We start from the raw sequence: 24,374 nt of genomic DNA, 5'->3' as shown, positions 1-24,374 counted from the left end.
GAAAATTTCATTGAACCCAGATACATATTAGTAATTTCTTGAATAGAAGTTTTATCATAAACAGTAAGAATTTTATATTTTTCTATTTCTACCTTAGTAGTAGGAATAGTCTCTTTCGAAAACTTTAATTTTAGCCACAGTTTTACCGCCTCTAAATTTTATATATTTAAGATGAATTTTGACATAAAAAATTTAAGCAGATATGAATTAGTATGCAATATTTAAACAAATTTAACTATAATGCCACCAATTAAAAAATACAAAGGTATAAAATGTTTGGAAAAGAATTAAAAGATTATAAAATAAGTGCTGAAGAGTCTCTAAAGCAACAGTATGCAAAAGTATCAACGAGTAAAGGTGATATCTGGTTAAAAATATTTCCCGATGAAGCTCCAAATACAGTTGCAAACTTTGCATATTTATCAAACACTGGTTACTATGATAATTTAAATTTTCACCGTGTTATTCCAGGTTTTATGGCACAAGGTGGATGTCCTACTGGAACTGGTACTGGTGGACCAGGTTGGGCTATAGCATGTGAAACTGCAACTAACACTACTGTTCATAAACCAGGAACTCTTTCAATGGCTCATGCTGGACCAAATACTGGTGGAAGTCAATTCTTCATTACATTTGCAGACACACCACACCTTGATGGTGTTCATACTGTTTTTGGTGCGATTGATAGCGAAGACCGTGAGAGTTTTGATGTACTTGCACAAGTTCAAGGGCAAGATGCTATTCATTCAATAACTGTTGTTGAGAAAAGAGACTAAATAAAAAGAGGCTTTAATCTAGCCTCTTCAACAGTTTGTTAATACTTTCATCTTTCTTTTTAATTGCAAAATTCAGTTCAGGTTTATTTATATTATCTATAGAACCTAACTTCTTTAAAATCACATTTTGATTTGCTTCATTCTCAAGAAAGTGGACAAGTAAAAAAGAGTTTTCACCCCATCTAATAATCATATCATCTTCACGAATAATTTTCTTAATGCTACTTACAAAAGATTCTAAACTTTGACTTTTATCATCTTGAACAATTTTTATGATACCAATCATTTTTTCATTAAATCGTGCTGATTCCTCATAAAGTTCTGAAATATGAAGAAAATACTTTTTATCATATGCACCACTTTTTTTATCTAAACTTGCATCATTTTCTATTAAAATACTTTTTATAAGGGTTTTCGTAACATCTGTAAATTTAGCAACTGAATACTCATCATCAACATTACTTACTGAGACTGAAAATGCAAAAGGCTCATAACTTGGATTCATCATACTTACAACTCTAGATCTGACATCAAGTTTTACTATCGCACTTAACCAAGTTTCACCATCAGGAATTTTTTCTGTATTAAAATAAGATGGATGTGGCATAAAACACTCAGAAAATTTTCTAAATCCACCATTGAATTCTTCAATATTTTTGAATTTAAAAAACTGTAATAACTTATTATTTACCATAAAAAGTTTTGAATCTTTAAAAATTCCATACATCTCCTCTTGAGTGTCTATAATATTTTGAGTTAACTTAATCTCAAGTGTTTCTTGCATGATTTCTCACTTATAATTTATAATATCTGAAGTTATTCTATTTAATATAAACTTAATAAATACTTATAAATATTTTGCTATACTTCATAAAAAAATTAAAGGCTCTCTTATCTTAGTTCATATCTGTTGTAGTGTCGACTCACACTTTTTTTTACAAAAGTTACAAAAAGATTATCCAGAGGAGAAGCTTACTGGCTTCTTTTATGATCCTAACATTCATCCCTATTCAGAATATCAACTGCGTTTACTAGATGTACAACGTTCATGTAATAAACTTGGTATTGATCTTTTAGAGGGTGAGTATGATTATGAAAACTGGTTACAAGCAGTTAGAGGTTTAGAAAAAGAACCTGAAAAAGGGGCTCGTTGTGAAGTCTGTTTTGACAAGCGTTTTTCTACAAGTGCTGAGAAAGCCCTTTCTCTTGGTGAGAAAAAGATAACAACTACACTCCTTGTGAGCCCACTTAAATCCCAAGAACAACTCAAACGTGTTGGTGATGCTTTTTATGAAAAAAATGGTGTTGAATTTATTGCTGTTGATTATCGTTCTGATGGTGGAAGCCAAGACCAATCAAGAGTAACAAAAGAAGAACAACTTTATCGTCAAGACTATTGTGGTTGTATTTTTGGTTTAACTATGCAACGTGACAGCCAAGACAAACTGATGGATGAAATGTTTTCACCCATTACAGGTGCAATTTTACCGGCTTCTATAGAAGAACGCATAGAAATGTATACGTATCGAAATGAACTAGAAGATAAAGATATAGACTATAAAATCATCAAACAAAAGTTTTTAAACTACCGTCAATTTAACTTTAAAGTTACACTTGGGAAAAAAGATGTTATAGATGCTCACGCTCTAAGCTATTCTACCCTCCCAAGAAACAAAGCGCAAGGTCGTGTAGAATTTAGTAATGAAAATATTCACTACTTTAACCGTGAAGAGATAAAGTTTATAACATTAGACTACTATAACGAGATAAACTCTTCAAACTATAAAGATATGAAAGAGCTAATTTTCAATCCCCCTTCAATGAAAGATGAACTTCAACTTAGACGAATTATTAACATGACAGACTATGATTTAAGCCCTATAATAGTAATGCAAGAGATCCCAGATAACAAACTAACAATAACACTCGATGCAAAAACTTACGAAGATGTAAATGAGAAACTAATAAATATATAATAGTAATTTAGATAGAATTAGAAAAATTAATTCTATTTGAGGCTTTATTATGGTTATGGACGTTGTTGAAATACAAGAGGTTTTACCTCACAGATACCCCTTTTTACTTGTAGACCGTGTAACAGAAATTGTAAAAAATGAAACTTTACATGCATTTAAAAATGTATCTATTAGTGAAAATATTTTTCAAGGACATTTTCCGGGTCACCCTATTTACCCTGGTGTAATGATACTTGAAGGTATGGCACAAGCTGGTGGTCTTCTTGCATTCCAAAGTATGGAAATGACAAAAGAAGAAGCAGCAGGAAAAGTTGTTTATTTTATGAGCATTGATAAAGCAAAATTTCGTTCCCCTGTTAAACCAGGTGATAAATTAGAATACAAAATCTCTGTTCTAAAGAACAAAGGTACTATTTGGGTTCTTAAAGGTGAAGCTTATGTTGATGCAAAGTTAGTATCAGAAGCTGAACTCAAAGCTATGATTGTTGATAAGTAGTAGTATACGATGAGTCAAAAAATATCTGAATTTGCTGTTATTGAAGATGGTGCCATTATTGGTGAAAATGTAGCAATTGGAGCTTTTTGCTTTATTTCATCACAAACAACAATAGGTGAAGGAACTACTGTAGCACAGAATTCATGCATCTATGGAAAAACAACTATTGGAAAAAATAACAAAATATTTTCTCATTCTGTTTTAGGTTCTATTCCTCAAGATTTAAAATTTGATGGTGAAGACGTAGAGCTTATAATTGGTGATAATAACACTATCCGTGAATTCACTCTTTTTAATCCCGGGACTAAAGGTGGCGGTGGTAAAACTATTGTTGGTAATCACAACCTTTTCATGGGGTATGTTCACTTAGGACATGATGTAATTATCGGAAACCATTGTATACTAGCAAACGCAGCAACTTTAGCTGGACATGTTGAACTTGGTGATTATGTTGTAATTGGTGGGATGACACCAATTCACCAATTTATCCATATTGGTGACTATGCTATGGTTGGTGGTGCATCAGCATTAGCACAAGATGTCCCTCCATTTTGTATGGCAGAGGGAAATAGAGCTCTTCTTAGAGGTCTGAACCTTACAGGGCTTAGGCGCCATCTTGAGAGAGATGACATTAATGCACTAAAAAGTGCTTATCGAGACCTATTTGAGTCTGGCCAACCACTTAAAGATACGGCAAATAGATTACTTGAAGAAATAAAAAACTATTATGTAAAGGATCTCTGTGATTTTGTTTTAAAAACAAAACGTGGAATTCCATTTGAAAGGAAAAAACAAGATGACAAATAGAAACTGTAGTTTTTGTGATGCTCAAGAGAGTGAACGAAATCCACTAATCGCAGGAAATGGTGTTTATATCTGTAAGAACTGTGTTGTTTCAGCATATAAAATTATGTTTGGAGACTCTACTGAAACAGTAAGTGAACAAGATGAAGAACTACTAAGTGCTGTAAATATACTAATGAGTCCTAAAGAATTAAATAGCTTTCTCGGTGACTATGTAATAGGTCAAGAAAGAGCTAGAAAACTAGTGAGTGTAGCTGTTTATAACCATTACAAACGTATTTTTAAAAATATAAAAACAGATGATGACACAGAAATAGCAAAATCAAATGTACTTCTTATAGGTCCAACAGGATCAGGAAAAACACTTATGGCACAAACAATTGCTCGTGTTTTAAATGTTCCTATTGCTATTGCAGATGCAACAAGTTTAACTGAAGCTGGCTATGTTGGTGAAGATGTTGAAAACATACTTACTAAGCTTATTCAAGCAGCGGATGGGGATGTTGAACGTGCACAAAAAGGAATTATTTTCCTTGATGAAGTAGATAAAGTTTCTCGTATGAGTGAAAACCGTTCTATAACTCGTGATGTAAGTGGTGAGGGTGTACAACAAGCACTTCTTAAAATAATTGAAGGTTCATCTGTAAACATTCCACCAAAAGGTGGACGTAAACATCCAAACCAAGACTTTACTGTAATAGACACTACAAATATACTTTTTATATGTGGTGGAGCTTTTGATGGTCTTCAAGAAATACTAAAACGTAAACAAGGTCAAAATATTTTAGGTTTTGGTCATGATAAAAAATCAAAAGATGAACAACAACCTACATATGATATGGTTGAGCCAGATGACTTAGTTTCTTATGGATTAATTCCAGAGCTAGTTGGTCGTTTACCTATCATCGCTTCACTGAGTGACATTAATGAAGAAGATATGGTTCGAATACTAACAGAACCAAAGAATTCACTTATTAAACAGTACCAAAAACTTTTTTTAATTGATGATGTTGAGTTAAACTTTGAAGATGATGCACTCAAAGCTATTGCCGCTAAATCTATCAAACGTAAAACTGGAGCTCGTGGACTTCGTGCAATTTTAGAAGAAAATATGATAGATATTATGTATGAACTTCCAGAGTATGCAGGCTATGAAGTGCTTATTACTAAAGAAGTTATAGAAGATGGTGAAAAACCCGTTTACATAAAAAAATCTACAAAAAAAACAGCCTAAGGAAACCCGATGATATTTAACAAAATAGTAGGACTCTTTTCAAATGATCTTTCTATAGATTTAGGAACAGCTAATACAATTGTAATAGCAAAGGGCCGTGGAATTATTATTAATGAGCCATCTGTTGTTGCTGTAAAAACTGAAAAATATGGACAACAGAGAGTTTTGGCTGTTGGACATGAAGCTAAAGAAATGGTTGGTAAAACACCAGGAAATATTAGAGCTATTCGTCCTATGCGTGATGGGGTAATAGCCGACTTTGATATGACAGAAAAAATGATTAGAAAGTTTATTGAAAAAGCTCATGGTCGTAGCTCATTAATCTCTCCTCGTATCATCATCTGTGTTCCTTATGGTCTTACTCAAGTTGAGCGTAAGGCTGTTCGAGAATCAGCACTATCAGCCGGAGCACGTGAAGTTTTTCTTATTGAAGAGCCTATGGCAGCTGCAATTGGTGCTGGTGTAGACATTAGAGAACCACAAGGAAACTTAGTAGTTGATATTGGTGGTGGTACTACTGAAATTGGTGTTGTTTCACTTGGTGGACTTGTACTTTCAAAAAGTATTCGTACAGCTGGAGACAAAATAGACCAAGGTATTATCAACTATGTTAGAAAAAAATACAACCTTCTTATAGGCGAAAGAGTAGCCGAAGATATTAAAATAAATATCGGAACTGCCGTTGCACTTGAAGAAAACTTAACTATGATAGTAAATGGTCGTGACCAAGTTGAAGGACTTCTTAGTTCCGTAGAACTTACAAGTGAAGATGCTAGAGATGCGATGAAAGAACCACTAGTAGAAATAGCAGAAGCACTACGTGATGTGTTAGAGAGAATGCCGCCTGACTTGGCTGGAGACATTGTAAACAACGGAATTATTTTGACTGGTGGTGGAGCACTTATTCGCCAACTTGACAAATATCTATCAGCAATTGTGCGTATTCCTGTTTTTGTTGCAGACGAACCTCTTCTTGCTGTTGCAAGAGGAACTGGCCGTGCCCTTGAGGAGATAGACTTATTACAAGAACTTTTTGACAATGAATAAAGAGTTCTTTTCCTACTTTCTCGTAATTGTTGCACTCTTTGTGGGTGCAATATACTATAACAGTACATTACAATCACCCATAGTTTCATCTTTAAATTACATAAAAACTTCTTATCATAATATAACAACTTTAATAGACAATAATATTCAAAAACACACTTTTCAAGCAGATAGAATAGAAGCATTAAATTATCAACTCCAAAAATTTGAAAATAACCACCTTGTAATGCAGCAACTAGCCTCTGAAATACATGATTTGTACTCAGAGAATAAATCAGATTTTACAACAAATCCAGAAGTAGTCCTTGTAAGAACAATTTCTTATGAAAAGTTTGGCAATTTTAATCGCCTTTGGTTAGATGTTCCTGAGTATAATTCTTCTAAAATTTATGGACTAGTCTATAAAGAGTTAGTGGCCGGAATAGTCATCCCTTATAATGACAAACCACTTGCTCTTTTAAGTAGAGATATAAAAAGTGCTTATTCTGTTCATGTTGGAAGCTTTAATGCACCGGGAATAGCACATGGTAATAACCAAGAAAACATTGTTGTAAACTTTATACCTGCATGGTTTGACATAAAGGTTGGAGATGAAGTTTCTACATCAGGACTTGACAATATCTTTATTAAAGGTCTAAAAGTCGGGAAGATTCTATCAATCACATCTTCTCAAGGTTACCAAAATGCTATAGTAGAACTCTATTATAAAGCAGAGGAACCAAATTATTTTCATATGATAAGGAGTATTAAGTGAAATATTTATTAATTGCGACTCTACTGTTTTTTACTTTAAACGCAGAAGAAGAAAAACAAGATGTCACCATGGGTTTGGGATTATATGTTCAAACACAACCATATATAGATGTATCAACTATGATTCTTCCAACTCCGGTTATCTTTTTTGACAACTCTCTCCTCTATATTCGTTGGACACGTTATGGTGTTTATTTTCTTGGTAACAAGGGAAAAGATATCTCTTGGGGATTTTCTTTAACTGCACAGCCTAGAACATATGGATATGCTGCAGAAGGTTCAAAAACTTTAACAGGAATGGATAAACGAGAGAGCTCTATAGAAGGTGGTCTTGCGTTTAGTGCTTCTTATAAAACTACTTATATGGAGATAACAGCACTTACAGATGTACTCTCACGAAATGATTCTTTGGTTGTAGAGGCTACTTTGGGTGATGAGTATAAAGTCAATAAATTTTCTTTTTATCCAAGTGTTGGTATTTCATACTTATCAAAAAGTTTTGTAAATTACTACTATGGAGTTAAAAATAGTGAAGAAACTCCAACAAGATTAGCTTACAATCCAACAGCGGGAATACAACTCACTGCACAAAGTTATATCAACTATGAAATCACAGATTCCCTTGACACATTAGTAAATATAAATGCAAGAATGCTGCCAAAGAGTGCTTACGATAGTCCCATTGTAAATGAGCAGTTTATCTACTCAGGATTAGTCTCACTTATATATACTTTCCAATATTAAATAAAAGAGTGAAAACTCATCAAATATTAAGTGCCCTTTAGCTATAATTTCTAAATTTTTTAAACATTATTTCTAAAGGTCAAGAATGCCAAAACGTACCGACATTAACACTATTTTACTTATAGGTTCTGGTCCGATTGTAATCGGTCAAGCTTGTGAATTTGACTACTCTGGTACTCAAGCAGTTAAAACACTTAAAGAACAAGGCTATCGTGTTGTTCTTATAAACTCAAATCCTGCAACTATTATGACTGACCCCGAATTTGCAGATAGAACTTACATCGAACCAATCAAAGAAGAGATTATTGCTAAAATCATTAAAGATGAAAATGTAGATGCAATACTTCCAACTATGGGTGGACAGACTGCACTTAATGTTGCAACGAGTATGTATGAAAAAGGTATGCTTGAGGGTATACAATTTCTAGGTGCGTCTCCGGAAGCTATCCATAAAGGTGAAGATCGTTCAGCGTTTAATGCAGCTATGGAAAAAATCGGGATGGATTTACCAAAAAGTAAAAATGCATATAGTGTTGAAGAAGCTATATCTATAGTTAAAGAGATTGGTTTCCCTGTAATATCTAGAGCTTCTTTTACACTTGCTGGTGGTGGTTCAGGTGTAGCATACAATATGGAAGAGTTTAAAAAACTCGCAGAAGAAGGCATATCTGCTTCTCCTGTAAATGAAATCGAAATCATGGAATCTATGCTTGGTTGGAAAGAGTATGAGATGGAAGTTATCCGTGATAAAGCAGATAACTGTATCATCGTTTGTACAATTGAAAACTTTGATCCAATGGGTGTACATACAGGTGATTCTATAACTGTAGCCCCTGCCCTTACACTTACAGATAAAGAGTACCAAAGAATGCGTAATGCTTCTTTTGATATTTTAAGAGAAATCGGTGTTGATACAGGTGGTTCAAATGTTCAGTTTTCTATCTGTCCAGATACAGGAAGAATGATTGTCATTGAGATGAATCCTCGTGTTTCACGTTCATCTGCCTTAGCATCAAAAGCGACTGGTTATCCAATCGCAAAAGTTGCTACTCTTCTTGCAGTTGGTTACACACTTGATGAAGTTACAAATGACATAACGGGAACTCCTGCGTCTTTTGAGCCAGTAATAGATTATGTTGTTACAAAAATCCCACGTTTTACATTTGAAAAATTTCCTGAAGCTGTAAGCACTTTAAGTACTTCTATGAAGTCAGTTGGTGAAGTTATGGCAATAGGTCGTACATTTAAAGAGTCTATGCAAAAAGCATTATGTTCTTTAGAAACTGATTTATGTGGTTTTAATGAGATGGATGGAGACATGGACTTTATCAAACATGAAATCCGTCGTCCCAATGCAGATAGAATGCTTTATGTTGCTGAAGGTTTTCGTCGTGGTATGAGTATAGATGAGATGTATGCTACTTGTAAAATAGACAAATGGTTCCTTTACCAACTCAGTGAACTTATAGAAACTGAAGCTACTATAACAGATAAAATTCTTTTAGACGAGAACTTTATGAGAACTGTAAAAGTTGATGGTTTTTCAGACAAACGCATCGCAGAGCTTATCGCTAAAAACTCAGCATGTCAAACAGATGAAAATAAAGTTTATACTGCAAGAAAAAAACTCGGTGTTTCTCTTGAATACAATGAAGTAGACACTTGTTCTGCTGAGTTTGAAGCTCTTACTCCATATCTTTACTCAACAACAAACATCACTAAACTTCCAAATGTAAAAAATCGTGTAAGTGATAAAAGAAAAGTTCTAATTCTTGGTGGTGGACCTAACCGTATTGGTCAAGGTATTGAGTTTGATTACTGTTGTGTTCATGCTGCGTATGCACTTAAAGAGATGGATATAGAGACTATTATGTATAACTGTAATCCTGAGACAGTTTCTACTGACTACGACACTTCTGATGTTCTTTATTTTGAACCTATTGACTTTGAGCATGTTCGTGAAGTTATAGAAAATGAACAACCAGATGGAATTATTGTTCACTTTGGTGGACAAACACCACTCAAGCTAGCAGATGCCCTTACAAAAATAGGTGCAAAAATTTCTGGAACGACTTCAGCGGTTATTGATTTAGCAGAGGACAGAGAGCAATTTTCTAACTTCGTAATCAAACATGGACTTAAACAACCAGAAAACGGTCTTGCTCGTAAAAAAGAAGAAGCAGCACCAATAGCTGCGAGGCTCGGTTATCCTGTTCTTGTTCGTCCTTCTTTCGTTCTTGGTGGACGTGGAATGAAAATCGTTTACTCTGAAGATGAGTTAAATGAATATATGACACTTGCAATTAGCGTTTCAAATGAAGCACCTGTTCTTGTTGACAAATTCCTTGACCAAGCAATAGAGCTTGATGTTGATTGTATTAGTGATGGTAAAGAAGTTTATATCGGTTCAGTTATGCAACACATTGAAGAGGCTGGAATTCATTCTGGTGACTCAGCATGTTCTCTTCCTCCTATGAACCTAAGTCAGGAGATGATAGAAAAAGTCGAACAACAAACTAAAACCATCGCTCTTGGTCTTGGCGTAGTTGGACTTATGAATGTTCAGTATGCAATTTATAAAGATGAGGTTTATCTTATAGAGGTAAATCCTCGTGCTTCAAGAACTGTTCCATTTGTGTCTAAGGCTACTGGTATGCCACTTGCGAAAGTTGCAACTCGGGTTATGATGGGAGAGACTCTTGTGAGTTCACTCGAGTACTACGATAAGTATGACATAGTAGAAGAAGTGAATGGTCTTCGTCGTCCAAAACTCAAAGGTCATGTTTCAGTAAAAGAAGCTGTTTTTCCTTTCCATAAACTCTATGGTGCAGACTTAGTACTAAGCCCTGAGATGAAATCAACTGGTGAAGTTATGGGTATAAGTAAAAACTTCGGTGTATCTTTTGCAAAAGCACAACTTAGTGCTGGAAATAAAATCCCAACTGGAGGAACTTGTTTCTTATCTTTTGTAGATACAGATAAAGAACATGCTGCTGAGATTGGTTCTGGTTTAGTAAAGCATGGTTTTAAGCTAGTTGCAACTAAAGGCACTCAAGAAATATTAGCAAACGCAGGTATTGCATGCGAGAGAGTTCTTAAGATATCTGAAGGCCGTCCTAATATAGAAGATAGTATGAAAAATGATGAAATTGTAATGGCTATTAATACTTCTGATAACAACACATCTAAAAAGGATGCTGTAGTTATCCGTCAAGAGGTTCTTCGTCGTTCAATCCCATACTTTACAACACTTAGTGCAGCAAGAGCTTTAATACTTGCTCTTGATGAGATGAAAGATGAATCATGGTCAAAATCAACAGCACTTCAAGACTTTTTAGTATAGACACACAAGTTATACTAGCTCAAACCGACACTACTGTCGGTTTTTTATCACAAGATGCACAAAAACTTTATGAAGTAAAGTCACGTGATACATCTAAGCCTTTCATAAAAGTATATCAAAGGTTTAAAGATTTACAGTCTCATAAGTTAAGAATCCCCTCCTCTTTTAAGTCTCGAGTTCGTCGTTCTACTAAAACAACATTTATTGTCAAAGATTCTGCGTTTAGAGTTGTAGCTGGTCATTTAAATTCTTCTATATTAAGAAACCTCAGGTGGAATCACTCAACATCCGCAAATGAAAGTGGCAAATCATTTCAAAGAGATTTTTGTGAACAAAAAGCTGATATAATAATAGAAGATAAGAATTCCTTTAAAGAGAGTTCCTCATCATCACTTTTTAAAATTAACAAAAAAAAGATAAAGAGGTTACGATGACCAAAATAGTTCAAGCCTTACTCACTGGTATGTTTTTTACATTTTTTATGGATTTTTTTATTTTTCTAGGGTTAAAAACTAATTATATAGATGCTTTAAATATAGACGAATACTACAATGTTTTATTTGCTGATAATCAAAATGCATTTCTCTTTTTTTCTCTTAGTATATTTTTAGGTTACTTAGTAATATATAGAAGTAATAAACTAAGTTTAATTGTAATGATACCACTATTTCTACTCTCTTTTACAACACTTATACCTCCTGTTGGTAAAGCTCTTGGTGAGGGTATGTTCAAAACAAGTAATGTCTCTTTACAAACAAAAAAGTACACTTATACGGGAGACATCATTTACACTTCACGAACAGAAGTACTCTTTTACGACAAAAACATAAAAAAAGTACTCCATATAGATAAAAATAAAATAATAGGAAAATACTAAATGAAAAATATATTTAAAACTACAAGTGCTATAACACTGGGGACTACTAGTGCTTTAATGATGAGTGCACTTACTGGTTGTGAAGCACCACAAGAAGAACAAAAAAACCGTTTTTTAGTCATAGAACAACAAACAAGTGGAAAATACATAGTAGTTGAAGAGATGCCTACAGATGGTCCATCTCGTGCCATTATCCGTGAAAAAGATGTCAATGGAAACACAGTAGAGCGTTTCATGAATGAAGCAGAAATGAAAGCTCTTGCCGAGCAAGAGTACCAGAAAGTACAAAATGGAAGTTCTGAAACAACGAGAGAAAATAGTGGTAGCGCAGGAATGGGTTTAGGGGGAACCATACTAGCGGTAGCTGCTGGTTCACTCCTTGGAAATATGATAGGAAACTCTCTTATGAATAACAAGAGTTTTAGAAGAAACTCCGCTGCTTCAAATAAAAGTCCATATAGCCGTTCTGCTGCTTCAAAATCTTCTAGAAAAAGCTTTTTCGGTGGAAGTTCAAAAACATCAGCTAAAAGATCAGGTGGATTTTTCGGTGGTTAAGCTCTCTCAAAAAGAGGCTGATACTTACTACCACTCAGTCAATGAACTTTATGACATGTATGTAGAAGCTGCTGAGCATGTCATAGAAAATGAGCTTTTTTTCGACCTGGGTATACCTTTTAATCTTGTCGATGCCATTAAAAAAAGTTGGGAAAATGATGTTCACTGGCATGTTTATGGTGCATTTCTTCTTAGTGGCGGTATAGATAAGCAACCCATAAAACTTCTTGGATTTGAAGCTGACACGCCTAGTGGTCTCTATGATGCATCACAAGAACAGCTTGAAGACTCACAGTTTAATGACATATATGCAAGTATCAGCAAAAATTTTAAAAGACTTCTAACCCTTGATGATGGAGTTGAGAACTTTGATGAAAGATATGATGGCTGGAAGATTCTTTTTTCATCTCCTAGCGATGATGAAACTAAAGAAAGAGACTCAAGACTACTGCAACAGATGGCTGAAGACGCTGGGTTTAGCTGTAGTTTTTCTTATCTGCATGAAGTGGAATTTAATGAAGATGGTATACATGATGAAAATGGTGAAAGTTATGAGTACTGGTGTAAAAACTACTCTTGGTTAGATATGGCAACTGATGAGGGTGAACTTCTAACTGACATAACTAATATCATCAATAATCAACAAGCCATCATAATCAATCCTGCATACACAGCACTCTTTGAATCTCGTGGAATGATGAAAGTACTTCAAGATTTATATCCAGACTCACCATATCTTCTTAAGACATCATTTGAAGAGTTTGAGGGAAGTATAGAAAAAACAGTTTTTGGAGAAGGTCCAGAGTACTCAAACTTCAAAAAGATATATCAAGAAACGCAAGAGTCTAAAAGAAAAGCAAAAGTGTTTTTCGCTTATGAGGCTTGTGGACTTAGTTTTAGTAATGAGTCAGAGACTATGGATAACATAAGTAAATTTGAAGCTCATGTTATAAGCTAGGGTTTCAGAAGACTTCTTTGTTGTTTTATATTTTCTTCACACTCGTGAATTGTATTTTCATCAATATTAAGTTTTCTTGCTCTTTGTCCAAACTCAAGAAGTTTGTTAGATACGGTGTCTATAATTTTCAATGCTTCTTTTTCACTTATTAGATTTTTTTTAGCAATACTCAAAAAGTCATCAATTACAAAGTCTTCATTTTTTCCATTTATACTTGTTATGTGTGCTCTTACTACACCCTTGGAATATGTAATATCAAAAGCAGGAGAAAGGCTCCAGTCTCCATATTTATTCATCATAAATTCAAAGTTTTTAGCATGATCATCAACATTAAAAGATAGTGCATTAAAAATCATTCTTTTATATAATTCTTTCACATCTGCTTGCTTGCTGCATATTTTATTCGTAAATGCAAAAAGTTCTTCATATGACATAACATTTGCTACACTAATATCTTTATGCATAAGGCCAGAAGCACTACAAATATGAATTTTATTATCTTGATTATCTCTATCGAATCGTTCTATTACTAAATGATTCTGAGTATCTTCTACATGCAAGTGTATAATTGATGTATCTATGGCACACTCTTTAGCCATGCACATATAGATATACTCTAATTTTGTGAGATCAATACTTCTATCTATTAAATCTTCATCTGGGTAAACTTCATCAAATTTTATTATAGCTCTTACGTAACCATTGTTGAGTGTTTTATTATTATATTTAATCTGTTTTGTGTCTTTATTATATGATATCAGCATTTTTGGTCTTGCTCCACCTACAGGTGATGCACTATCTATAATGTTCATAAGCATGTCTATAGAATAATTATGTTGATCTTTTTCTAAGATTTTTCTCATATCTTCATGTAGGCTTTTCACAGAAATAACATCTTCTATTTGTCTGATTTTTTGCTTTTGTTTTGGTTTATATTCTATTGCTCCAAGTCCACGATCTGCAATAAATGTTAATTTATGTAGTAGTGTTACATCTCCTACTGAAAAACCTTTTTGTTCAAAGTATCTGTATATAAAAGGCATACCATGCTTATCTGGTAAGGAGTCAAAAAATACACCTGGCATTCCCTGATATATTTCAAAGCTCTCTTTATTAGTATACGGTATATCAATATATTTTGTATTTAATTTTAAAGGAGATATCTCAATATCTTTTGTAATAAATACTTTATCATACTCAAAATAAATTCGATTATGATGCATAATCATGGTTCCAATTTTCATTCCATATATAAAAGCTTCAACTTCGAGTAAATCTTGCTGTTTCACTTTTTATCCTTCACTCTTTTTGGAAGTCTCTTGTTTTTATGCATAAGTTTCATCTCTTCAATGCTCGTTACTTCTTCATATTTAGTTAAGCCTTCAAGGTTATCCCACATTCTCAGAGTATACATAATCTTAATCAGATTGATTATATTTACCTTCTTTTCATATATAAAATTTTGGTATGTGGAAAGTGGAACTTCTGCATTTTTACATAATTCTGATTGCTTCATCCTTTTTTTAATTCTTTGCTTTTCTATATTTTCAGCTAATCTATCTATTATTTCGGATGGTGTCTGCAATTCAATCATAAAACTTCCTATAATAAGTTTTATAAGCTTTAAAATTATCTAAAACTTAATATAAGAAGTATTATATCTAGTTTAAATTTGTCAGTCAAGTATGGATAATATGAGTAAATTTGTGGCTCATGTTATAAGCTAGTCTTAAAAACTTTTTCTCTCTCGTAAATATACTGGAAACCTAGGGTTTCCTTTTGATGTGAGACCATAGTACTTAAATGTAATCACACTTCCTATTTTAGGAGGATTTTTTCTCTCTTCATTAGTTAATCCCGTTCCAATTTTTATAAGTTTTTTATCTTGCATTTTACAAACTAAAGAGCCTATCATTCCTAGGTTTTTTCCTTCTCCATCAGTATAAGACATAATTTTACACTCTTCATCCTGATAACTTTTTACTTTTAAAGCACTGTTGTTTCTAGAAGCATAATAATCTAAACTTCCATCACGAACGACAATCCCCTCTCCACCAAGCTGCTCTACACTTTTTAAAAATTCATCTAAGTGGTTTTTATCTTTTACATTTATTTGCTTAATGAGTTTTATATATTTTGATTCTTTTACAGTAGTTAGTCTTTGCATTAAGTTCCCACTTGAGTTAGGGACTTCAAAGATGTTGTAAGTTAGCTTTTTCCAGTTAGTTGTAGGTTTATGTGTGTTTACTATTGAAGATATATGGGAGAAGTCACTGCGTTTACTCCAAAGTTCCCCATCTAGTTTTGTTTTAGGAAAATCCTTTATAAAAAACTGAGGTGGAGTAAAAACAACTCCATTTCTGGAGATGAGTTGTTTTCCATCCCAATAAGCTCGAACCCCATCAAGCTTCTCACTCATATACCAGCCACTTACATTTTTATCTGTATTATATTTGTTTAAAAGTAAAAGTTCTGGCTCTTTTACACGAGTTCTTTCTTGTGAAAAAAGTGATGTAAAAAGGAAAAGAAGTAAGAAATATTTCATATCAACTAATAAACTTCATCATGAGTTCCAATATCTATAGGTATAATCTCATTATTTTTTATGATAAAGTCTATTAGTACTCGATACTGCATAATTATTTTACCACGTACATTGATAATCAGTTCATCAAATTTTTTTAACATATCATCAAATATTGTAACACCATGTTTTTTTATCTCATTTGCCGATATAGTCATTAGAGTATCCTTAATAGTTCTTTTAAGAGTATTATAATATATTTACAATTATTTATTCTCTTGATGATTAAACTCTGGAACAATCTTTTTAAGTACTCCAAGTTGATTAGAAGAAGCTAATAACTCTTCTATATCAAGATTTAACTGTTTTATATCATAAGGAGTAGGATGTGCTACAGTAATAGACTCATAGTCGGTTGAAGCATCACTGTCATCTATAAGTAACTCTTCATATAACTTTTCACCGGGTCTTAGACCTGAAAATTCTATTTGTATATTTGGTTTACCACTAAGCTCTATCATTTTTTGTGCTAAATCAACTATTTTTATAGGCTCTCCCATATCTAAAATAAATATCTCTCCGCCACTTCCAATGGCACCCGCTTGAAGAACAAGAGCACAGGCCTCTGGAATAAGCATAAAGTAACGTGTAATATCTGGATGAGTAACGGTTATGTTCTTTCCAGCTTGTATCTGAGCTTTAAACTTAGGTATAACACTACCACTAGAACCGAGTACATTGCCAAAACGAACGGCGACAATGTCTGTACCCCTTCCATTAGAGTTTTGAGCATAGAGTTCACAGATGCGCTTTGTAGTACCCATGACATTTGTAGGGCGTACCGCTTTGTCTGTTGAAATCATAACAAATTTCTCTACACCATGTTTTATTGAAAGGTCAATGATATTTTTAGTTCCAACTATATTGTTTATGATACCTTCGGTAATATTTGCTTCAACAAGTGGAACATGTTTATATGCCGCTGCATGAATAACAATCTCCGGCTTATACTTTTGAAATGTAGTATCAATCAACTTCTTATTAACAACACTTTGCATAATTGGGATGGTTTGAATAAGTTTAATCTCTTCTTCAATCGCATATAAATTATACTCGCTATTATCAAGAAGTATTAATATTTTTGCGCCAAAGAGTTCACACTGACGACATATTTCACTCCCTATACTCCCACCTGCTCCAGTTACAAGTACGACTTTATCTTTTATGAAATCTTTAACTTTATCTTTATCTAAATCTTTTGGATGGCGAGCGAGTAGATCTTCTACTGATACATCTTTAATCTCTGCTCCATAATCTCCATAATCGCTGGCGACTTTAATGTTTATGATGCCTATGGCATTTAACTCTTCATAAACACTACCAAGATTTATGGACTCATCAACAATAGCTACATCACAGTCAATATCTAATGATATAAACTTCTCTAAAGTATACACTTCAATACCATTAACTTTTATATTTTTATTTTTATCATTTATAATCGCTACTGGGTAGTAGTCACTGTCCTTGTTGTTTATAGTTCTAAGAATATCATTTGCTTTATCTAAGTCAGCTATCACTATTGTACTTTTTCCATCAACATTAACTTTGTAACTTTGTAAGTACAAACGCTTTGAAACTCTCAATGCTAAAATCATAAATAATGAAATAAAAAACTCTATAGGAATGATAGATCGCGGAACTATATACTCAGTAGTTCTTAGTAAATAAGAGACTAAAAGCAAGAAAACAGTAGAAAATACTGTCACATATACAAGGGTAGTCATATCTTTAAAACCGAAGTGTCTCCAACTAATGTTATAAATTCTAAAATAGTAAAAAAGAGAAATGCGTGCTAATATGAGAGTTGCTATAGTAATAAGAATAGAACTATTATACATTTGAGGAATAAAAAAATCAAATCTAAGCTCAAAAGAAATCAATGTTGAAATAATTATAATAATTATATCAAACAGTATAAAAAAGGTCTTTCTTTTAAGTTCTGAGGGATGTAGTATCAAGAGAATCCTTTTTTAGTGTCAATAAACTTCACACATCCATACATCACTATAAGACTTAGAGGTAATGCTATAAATACAGAAGGAGCAAAGTACACCATTATAAATAACATAGCATTAACACCTAAAGAAAAGAGGACAACTTTATCATGTGATAAGCCACTTTGTACTAGCCGCTGATAAGCATGTTTCTTATGGGCCTGTGAAAGTTTTTCTTTATTTTTATATCTTCTAAATAGTGTTAAAGTTGCATCAAACCAAAAGAGGCCAAAAAGAATTATCCATATCCAAAAATTTGTACTCACTTGATTTGCATAGTAAATCGTAAATATAGCGACATTATACCCAAGAAGAGTACTCCCTACATCACCCATAAAGATTTTTGCTCTGTGCCAGTTCCATACTAAAAAGCCAAGAACAGCTACGGCCAAGACCAAAAAATGTGCTCCACCAAAGAGGATAAACGCAGCAATGGACAAAAATAGTGCTTCACTTCCTGCATAGCCGTCTATACCATCTAAAAAGTTATAAAGATTTATAAACCATATAATCATAAAAAATGCAAAAATATTTGTAAGAATTTGATTTTCTAGAGTAAAAAAGAAAAGGTTGAGTTGCTCAAAACCACCAAGAAAATAAAGTCCGCCAAATGCCACAATAGCTTGAGCAATAAGCCTAAGCTTCGGACTTAACTCATACAAGTCATCAAAAAAACTTACAACTGAGATAATTATACCTACGAGAAGTGCATAAAAGAGTGAAGAGTCTATCTCATTTGTAAAATGAAGATAAAAAAGACCACTGAACCATACAAGGATAATGGCAATCCCTCCACCATGAGGAGTAGGAACAGTATGTGAACTTCTTTCATTTATCTCTTCAAGAAGTGCATGTTTAATATAGTAGTTTTTTATGAAGTATGTAAGAGAAAAAGAGATTATTAAAAGTATTATATAAATCATTATATTCTATCTTTTAAATCATCATATACTTTGTTGTTTTCTCTCTTTCCGATACTTACAACATAAACAATAATATTTTCATCTTTTATTTCATAAGTCAAACGATAACCTATATTTCGTAGCTTGATTTTATACACATTTTTATAGCCACTAAGTTTATCTTTTATAACTCGTGGATTTTCTAGTTGTTCTTTTAGTTTCTTTTGGAAGTGTATTTTTATTGTATGGTTTAGTTTACTCCACTCCTTTAAAGCTTTTGGATGGAACTCAAGAAAGTAAGTCATCTATATCTACCCTAACAGGCTCTTCACAATCATTTAATCTCTCATCAACAATCTTAGATATGTAATAATCATCTATGATATCAGTCATTTTCTCATAAAGACTACTAGGAACAAGATAAGCACTAGCTACATTATGATTCAGTATCGCAACAGCTTCATCCCCTGCATCTTTTAAAAGTTGTGTTGGTGATTTTTTAAGTTCTGTGATACTCGCCGTATAGTTTGCTAAGATAGGCTGCATAAATATCCTTTTATTTAGTATCTAATATTATACTTTTTTTCATACTTTTTGTCAATTTAAATATTCTTCCCAAGATTTATCAGTCCAGGAGATATTCATTCTACTAAATCTTTTTCAAAAGTTTTACCTGATCTTGCATCAGCTAACGAACTCAGAAGTTGCTTTTTATTTGCTGGCGAATTCAAAAGATAGTTTGTTTCTTTCATAGAGTTATACTCATCCATCGAAATCATTACAACATTTTCATGACCTTTTCTATGTATGATTACTTCTTCATGATCTATATAAACACTATCAAATACTGATTTTAAATTATTTCTAGCTTCTGTTAAACTTACTACTTGCATATTATTTCCTTACAGTTTATTGTACGGTATTGTATCATAAAATAAAAATAGACCATCAAAAATACCTTTAGGTACAACATCAACCGTATCCCATCCTCAACTCTATACGGAAGTGTGGCTTTAGGCTCACCAAACTTCTAAACTCGCATGTTGTCTTGACTAATTAGGGTGCTATAGATAGTACAGATTTAGATTTTTAATAAATAAACCCAAATAACCAAAGAGGTATCTTATTGCCATTGCCTATTCCTATATCATCTGATACTACATAGGAATTTGGTAAATTTTTTATTTGCTTATAATTTTTATTTTTACCACCAATTTCAAAGATGTATTTATCATCTATTAAAAAATCACCTTTTTTAGCGACTACTAAAGAATGTTCAAATAGCATTGATTTAAAAAACACTTCCCTAATAGTTCCTATATTTGGATTATCACAATAGGCATAATGTAAATTTGAATTATTAAAGTATATCTTTTGAGGTTTGCTAAAGAGATTATCTCCCTTTGTTTTTGGTCTAAGCAGTGTAATTATCTTTGACTTATGAAGATAATCCAAATACCTATATAAACTTCTATAGTCACTTCCCATACCCATTTTGCCTAGCAATTCATTTACATTTGGAGTATATGGCACACTTTGGCATAGTATTAAAAGTAGTTTTTTTAAGTTTTGAATATTTTGATATTCTATTTTAAAAATAGATGGTATATCTACTTCTAATACAGTATTTATAGTTTCATTTAGTTTGATTTTGTAGCTTGATTGCTTATCGAAATAAAATGGATAGTAACCGAATTCTAAGTATTCTTTAAATTGATTTAATTCAAACTTTTCTAAAAGTTCATAAGCTATATCGATGTGATTGTCTAAAATATCATTTAATGTAAAGTTCGGCAATATTATATCATTTTTCAATTCTAAAAATTCTCTAAAACTAAGCCCCTCAACTTCAAATACAATTGTTCTTCTACTTAAATCAGCTTTGGAGTTATCTATTTGCAAAGCACTACTACCACTAAAGATAATTTGTAATTCTAAAAAATCGTAAATCTTTTTTAGCTCATTTTCAAAACCATTGTATTTGTGTATCTCATCTATAATCAAAAGTTTTCCACCACTATTTTGAAACTCTTTTGCTAAATCAAATAATGAATCTATCTTAATAGAGTCAGCACTAATATAAAGCTTTTTTGAAAATGGCAAGTTATGTTCTTTTAAATATTGAAGCAAAAAAGTTGTTTTACCAACACCTCTCGCACCAATAATTCCACTCAATCTATCAAAATCAAATTTATTAAAAAAATATCTTTTATATTTAATCTTTTGTTTTTTTAAAAGTAGATTTTGTAACTCTCTAGCTTCTTGAATCATTTAGCTTCCTTTTTTGATATATAAGTCAAATAAAGTATACCAAATATTGATATTTATATCAAGTAAATATATTCATAATCCAACATATAACTTTATCTACAATGAAAACAGTTTGATTTAACAATTGTGTAAACTGAGTTTGTGCTTCAATAACATCATCTTCATTATTTGGATATTCATGAGTTAATTTATTTCTTAATTTTCTATACTCCATCCAACGCATAGAGTCTTTTAATATCTCAAACTTTTCCAATTTATCTAAAATATCTAATAAAGACATATTATCTTTATACTCTCCAATTTCATCTAAAAATACTTTAAATAATTTTTCACCCATCATATCTTGAAGTTTTATAAATCTATAGATAAAAGTATCAATCGTTTTAATCTTTTCAAAATTTTCAAATATTTCAGAATCTAAGCTTTCCCACTCTTTTATCTCTTCTAATGCCGCTTTTGCTCTTTTTTTATGTAAATTTATTTTTTCTAAAATATCATTAATCATAGCAGTATGCCTTCTTTCATAGCCGTTTTAAATATGGCTTGATCTTGTGTAAAAGGTGTTTGAAAAAGCATATCTATTTTTCTACTTATTCCTTTTATTTCACACTCTGCTAATATTTTAATCTGTTTTCTTAGGTCAACATTTTCATCCGTTTGAACCAATATATCTATGTCTCCACCTTTTTTGTTGTCATCGGTACGACTTCCAAAAAGAATGATTTTAGGGTTATTAATATATTTAAAAATAGTCTCTTTTAAAATTAAAATAGTTTCTTTGATAATCGCATTTTCTCTCCCAAACTAAACATCTAAACTTATTGTACCCAATTCAACATTCACATTTTTATACGACTAAAGTCGAATCCCCAAATATCAGGTAAATATTACTAAACACAAAAATAAAATCATAATCCAACAGTAGCAAATGAAAAATGAGCTATCATTCTAATCTTAGATTTAGATTCATTTGCACTTATATATTATTTAATACCCTGTATCATCAACCGTATCCCATCCTCAACACTATACGGAAGTGTGGCTTTAGCCTCACCAAAAAGCCTTTTCATTGTAAGAGTATTGTCAACTTCTAAACTCCCATAAAGTCTCTTATGAAAAGACGGCTTAACAACCTTCAGTAAAGTTTCAAAAAATGGAATTTTAACCAAATATATTTTTTTATCTAACTCTTTTGCTATAAGCTCTATAAGTCTTGTAGTAGAAATAGCCTCATCATCAGATGCTAAAAATATACCACTCTCTTTTTTTTCAATTATCATATCCACTAAATGACATAAGTTTCCAATATAGACCATACTGCGTTTATTTTCAATATCAGCAAATGGTAGTATTGAAACTTTATTGACAAGAGACACAAGGTTCTTTATGTTTGCTTTAACACCATGCCCATATACTATTGGTGTTCTGATAATAGAGACTCTAAAACTATCATCTTCTAGCTTAGTAAGTTCAAGTTCGGCATTTAACTTACTCACTCCATATTCATCTTGCGGATGACACTCAGTTTGTTCATTGTAAACACCATCACTTTCCTCACCAAAGACTTTAACACTACTCATAAAGATAAAATGCTCTACCCCACTCTCCTTAGCTTTTTTTGCTAAGTCTAGTGTCTGTGTAACATTTACTTTTTCATACTCTTCTTTACTAGCTCCACCCATCTGGTGAACAAGAGCTGAGAGATGAATAATGGTGTCTACTAAAGTTAAGTCCAGACCGGCTAAGTCATCATTCCTAAATGAAAAGCGTATTATCTTATATTTTCTACTGTATTTCTTTAAAAAATAACCAGCAACAAAACCATTTGCACCTGTTATGAGCAAGCTCATCTACTTTGTACTCTCTATATTTTGAAACTCTTTTAATAATTCACTAAAAAAGTATTTTTGATCATACCGACTGACTATACTTGAACGAATATTTGTCTTAATCTTTTGATAAAACTCTTTATCTGTAATAAACTTTTCTATAACATTTGACAAATCTTTTTCATCTTTTTTCCTAACTAAAACTCCATTTTGATTATGAGTGATAATTTCATTACATCCATTAATATTTGTAGCGACAAGTGGTATGCCATAACTCCCTGCTTCAATTAAAACATTTGGTAAACCTTCTCTGTAGGAAGGTAAAACAAAAAGATTTGAAATAGACATGAATATGCCAACATCTTCTTGAAACACTAAGTATTTTATAGATAAGTTCTCATCAATTATCTTCATACTTTTTTCTGAAATTGGATCAGACTCATTTTTATAATCGCCAATTAGTAATAGTTTTATATTTGCATACTTTAAACTCAAGTCATTAAAAACATTGAGTAACTCATTGATTCCCTTATCTTTAACAATTCGTCCAACAAAAGTTATAATAAAATCATCTGTTTTAAACCCTAGATTTTTTAAGACTTGAGTTTTTTCTTCACTTGTCAGGCTAACTTTAAAGTACTCAGTATCTACACCATTTACAGAACCATTACCAATAACATCTACACTTTTACTTGTCATGCTAGCGACAATCTCTTTTAAGTTTATACTATTACAGTATATTTTTGAGGAGAAAAAATACGTTATTTTCTCAGTTATAGTCAAGATTTTCTTTCTATTCCCCGCTGCTTCAAGGTGAGGCAGTCCTACAACGCAGTGAACTCTATGTTTAACTCCACTTAGCCAAGAAGCCATCATACCAAGTAAACCAGCCTTAGGAGTAAGAGTATAGACAATTGAAGGTTTCTCTTTTAAAAGATAAAGCCAAAGTTGCATTAAAACCTTTATATCTTTAAAAAAATTAATCTGTCTGTTAAAGTCCATAGTTTTTATAGATACATTTTCATAACTTGCTATACTAGGGATTGTGTGCGAAGGTGCCGTAATTATCTCAACAGCATAGTAGTTTGACAAAAACTTTGCTTGTCCCTTCAACCATGTTTCTAAAACAACCGGAACGGTAACAATTATGACTAGTTTTTTCATATATTTAGCTCAGTTGAGAGATAATCTTCAAGCTTATTAAAAGACTCCTTACCGACTTTATCTT

At 32.3% G+C, this 24,374-nt stretch carries 28 protein-coding genes; 13 read left to right on the top strand and 15 right to left on the bottom strand.

What is annotated here, in order from left to right; genetic code table 11:
- The first annotated feature begins 272 nt into the window (after positions 1-272).
- On the top strand, positions 273-776 hold the full coding sequence (locus tag HOG88_RS11405; RefSeq protein ID WP_295006258.1) for a peptidylprolyl isomerase: 504 nt from the start codon (positions 273-275) through the stop codon (positions 774-776).
- Between the two features lie 13 nt (positions 777-789).
- Here HOG88_RS11405 and HOG88_RS11400 read toward each other — a convergent pair whose 3' ends face one another.
- A complete protein-coding gene (locus tag HOG88_RS11400) occupies positions 790-1,560 on the bottom strand; it encodes a hypothetical protein (protein WP_295006256.1) in 771 nt (256 codons plus the stop codon).
- 109 nt (positions 1,561-1,669) lie between these two features.
- On the opposite strand from HOG88_RS11400, the gene HOG88_RS11395 reads away from it, so the two are divergent.
- From HOG88_RS11395 to HOG88_RS11340, 12 genes are all read left to right on the top strand, one after another.
- Entirely contained in the window at positions 1,670-2,752 is a 1,083-nt protein-coding gene (locus HOG88_RS11395; RefSeq protein WP_295006347.1) for an epoxyqueuosine reductase QueH, read from the top strand.
- 49 nt (positions 2,753-2,801) lie between these two features.
- Complete coding sequence (fabZ, locus tag HOG88_RS11390) at positions 2,802-3,248, top strand: 3-hydroxyacyl-ACP dehydratase FabZ (RefSeq protein WP_295006254.1); 447 nt, start codon at positions 2,802-2,804, stop codon at positions 3,246-3,248.
- 9 nt (positions 3,249-3,257) lie between these two features.
- Complete coding sequence (gene lpxA / locus HOG88_RS11385; RefSeq protein WP_295006252.1) at positions 3,258-4,055, top strand: acyl-ACP--UDP-N-acetylglucosamine O-acyltransferase; 798 nt, start codon at positions 3,258-3,260, stop codon at positions 4,053-4,055.
- Positions 4,045-5,286, top strand: a complete 1,242-nt coding sequence (gene clpX, locus HOG88_RS11380; protein ID WP_295006250.1) for an ATP-dependent Clp protease ATP-binding subunit ClpX — start codon at positions 4,045-4,047, stop codon at positions 5,284-5,286. Before lpxA ends, clpX begins: the two co-directional genes overlap by 11 nt.
- A gap of 9 nt (positions 5,287-5,295) precedes the next feature.
- A complete protein-coding gene (locus HOG88_RS11375; RefSeq protein WP_295006248.1) occupies positions 5,296-6,333 on the top strand; it encodes a rod shape-determining protein in 1,038 nt (345 codons plus the stop codon).
- Positions 6,326-7,087 carry a rod shape-determining protein MreC gene (gene mreC, locus HOG88_RS11370; RefSeq protein WP_295006247.1) on the top strand — a complete coding sequence of 254 codons (762 nt, stop codon included), beginning with the start codon at positions 6,326-6,328 and terminating at the stop codon, positions 7,085-7,087. The genes HOG88_RS11375 and mreC overlap by 8 nt, the downstream gene beginning before the upstream one ends.
- A complete protein-coding gene (locus HOG88_RS11365; RefSeq protein WP_295006245.1) occupies positions 7,084-7,830 on the top strand; it encodes a MipA/OmpV family protein in 747 nt (248 codons plus the stop codon). Before mreC ends, HOG88_RS11365 begins: the two co-directional genes overlap by 4 nt.
- Positions 7,831-7,915: 85 nt before the next feature.
- Positions 7,916-11,173, top strand: a complete 3,258-nt coding sequence (gene carB, locus HOG88_RS11360; RefSeq protein ID WP_295006243.1) for a carbamoyl-phosphate synthase large subunit — start codon at positions 7,916-7,918, stop codon at positions 11,171-11,173.
- Positions 11,134-11,607 carry a hypothetical protein gene (locus tag HOG88_RS11355; protein ID WP_295006241.1) on the top strand — a complete coding sequence of 158 codons (474 nt, stop codon included), beginning with the start codon at positions 11,134-11,136 and terminating at the stop codon, positions 11,605-11,607. The genes carB and HOG88_RS11355 overlap by 40 nt, the downstream gene beginning before the upstream one ends.
- A complete protein-coding gene (locus HOG88_RS11350) occupies positions 11,604-12,050 on the top strand; it encodes a hypothetical protein (RefSeq protein ID WP_295006239.1) in 447 nt (148 codons plus the stop codon). The genes HOG88_RS11355 and HOG88_RS11350 overlap by 4 nt, the downstream gene beginning before the upstream one ends.
- Positions 12,051-12,605 (top strand): hypothetical protein, encoded by a 555-nt coding sequence (locus tag HOG88_RS11345; protein ID WP_295006237.1) that lies wholly within the window; start codon positions 12,051-12,053, stop codon positions 12,603-12,605.
- On the top strand, positions 12,586-13,563 hold the full coding sequence (locus HOG88_RS11340) for a glutathionylspermidine synthase family protein (protein ID WP_295006235.1): 978 nt from the start codon (positions 12,586-12,588) through the stop codon (positions 13,561-13,563). Before HOG88_RS11345 ends, HOG88_RS11340 begins: the two co-directional genes overlap by 20 nt.
- On the opposite strand, the gene HOG88_RS11335 is transcribed toward HOG88_RS11340, so the two are convergent.
- The 14 genes from HOG88_RS11335 to HOG88_RS11270 all read right to left on the bottom strand — a co-directional run bounded on the left by HOG88_RS11335 (position 13,560) and on the right by HOG88_RS11270 (position 24,310).
- Positions 13,560-14,852, bottom strand: a complete 1,293-nt coding sequence (locus HOG88_RS11335; protein WP_295006233.1) for a type II toxin-antitoxin system HipA family toxin — start codon at positions 14,850-14,852, stop codon at positions 13,560-13,562. The genes HOG88_RS11340 and HOG88_RS11335 overlap by 4 nt on opposite strands.
- Entirely contained in the window at positions 14,849-15,157 is a 309-nt protein-coding gene (locus HOG88_RS11330; protein WP_295006231.1) for a hypothetical protein, read from the bottom strand. Before HOG88_RS11330 ends, HOG88_RS11335 begins: the two co-directional genes overlap by 4 nt.
- 135 nt (positions 15,158-15,292) lie before the next feature.
- A complete protein-coding gene (locus tag HOG88_RS11325) occupies positions 15,293-16,108 on the bottom strand; it encodes a DNA ligase (protein WP_295006230.1) in 816 nt (271 codons plus the stop codon).
- 5 nt (positions 16,109-16,113) lie between these two features.
- Positions 16,114-16,305, bottom strand: a complete 192-nt coding sequence (locus tag HOG88_RS11320) for a hypothetical protein (RefSeq protein ID WP_295006228.1) — start codon at positions 16,303-16,305, stop codon at positions 16,114-16,116.
- 48 nt (positions 16,306-16,353) lie between these two features.
- Positions 16,354-17,874, bottom strand: a complete 1,521-nt coding sequence (locus HOG88_RS11315) for a UDP-N-acetylglucosamine 4,6-dehydratase family protein (RefSeq protein WP_295006226.1) — start codon at positions 17,872-17,874, stop codon at positions 16,354-16,356.
- A gap of 230 nt (positions 17,875-18,104) precedes the next feature.
- Positions 18,105-19,067, bottom strand: coding sequence for a glycosyltransferase family 4 protein (locus HOG88_RS11310; protein ID WP_295006224.1), 963 nt, complete (start codon positions 19,065-19,067; stop codon positions 18,105-18,107).
- A complete protein-coding gene (locus HOG88_RS11305; protein WP_295006222.1) occupies positions 19,067-19,351 on the bottom strand; it encodes a type II toxin-antitoxin system RelE/ParE family toxin in 285 nt (94 codons plus the stop codon). The genes HOG88_RS11310 and HOG88_RS11305 overlap by 1 nt, the downstream gene beginning before the upstream one ends.
- On the bottom strand, positions 19,335-19,592 hold the full coding sequence (locus HOG88_RS11300) for a type II toxin-antitoxin system Phd/YefM family antitoxin (RefSeq protein WP_295006221.1): 258 nt from the start codon (positions 19,590-19,592) through the stop codon (positions 19,335-19,337). Before HOG88_RS11300 ends, HOG88_RS11305 begins: the two co-directional genes overlap by 17 nt.
- Positions 19,593-19,687: 95 nt before the next feature.
- Positions 19,688-19,939: a type II toxin-antitoxin system Phd/YefM family antitoxin gene (locus tag HOG88_RS11295; protein WP_295006219.1), complete on the bottom strand. Its 252-nt coding sequence runs from the start codon at positions 19,937-19,939 to the stop codon at positions 19,688-19,690.
- A 196-nt stretch (positions 19,940-20,135) separates the two neighbouring features.
- On the bottom strand, positions 20,136-21,317 hold the full coding sequence (locus tag HOG88_RS11290; protein ID WP_295006217.1) for an AAA family ATPase: 1,182 nt from the start codon (positions 21,315-21,317) through the stop codon (positions 20,136-20,138).
- A 58-nt stretch (positions 21,318-21,375) separates the two neighbouring features.
- Positions 21,376-21,822 (bottom strand): hypothetical protein, encoded by a 447-nt coding sequence (locus HOG88_RS11285; RefSeq protein WP_295006215.1) that lies wholly within the window; start codon positions 21,820-21,822, stop codon positions 21,376-21,378.
- The gene (locus HOG88_RS11280) at positions 21,819-22,055 is read right to left on the bottom strand and encodes a nucleotidyltransferase domain-containing protein (protein WP_295006345.1); all 237 of its coding nucleotides are present in this window, start codon (positions 22,053-22,055) and stop codon (positions 21,819-21,821) included. Before HOG88_RS11280 ends, HOG88_RS11285 begins: the two co-directional genes overlap by 4 nt.
- 245 nt (positions 22,056-22,300) lie before the next feature.
- Positions 22,301-23,167, bottom strand: coding sequence for an NAD-dependent epimerase/dehydratase family protein (locus HOG88_RS11275; RefSeq protein ID WP_295006213.1), 867 nt, complete (start codon positions 23,165-23,167; stop codon positions 22,301-22,303).
- Complete coding sequence (locus HOG88_RS11270) at positions 23,168-24,310, bottom strand: glycosyltransferase family 4 protein (protein WP_295006211.1); 1,143 nt, start codon at positions 24,308-24,310, stop codon at positions 23,168-23,170.
- Positions 24,311-24,374: the final 64 nt, after the last annotated feature.

This window comes from Sulfurimonas sp., from assembly GCF_018698455.1.
Classification (GTDB): Bacteria; Campylobacterota; Campylobacteria; order Campylobacterales; family Sulfurimonadaceae; genus Sulfurimonas.
This window is presented reverse-complemented; position numbering and strand designations above follow the sequence as displayed.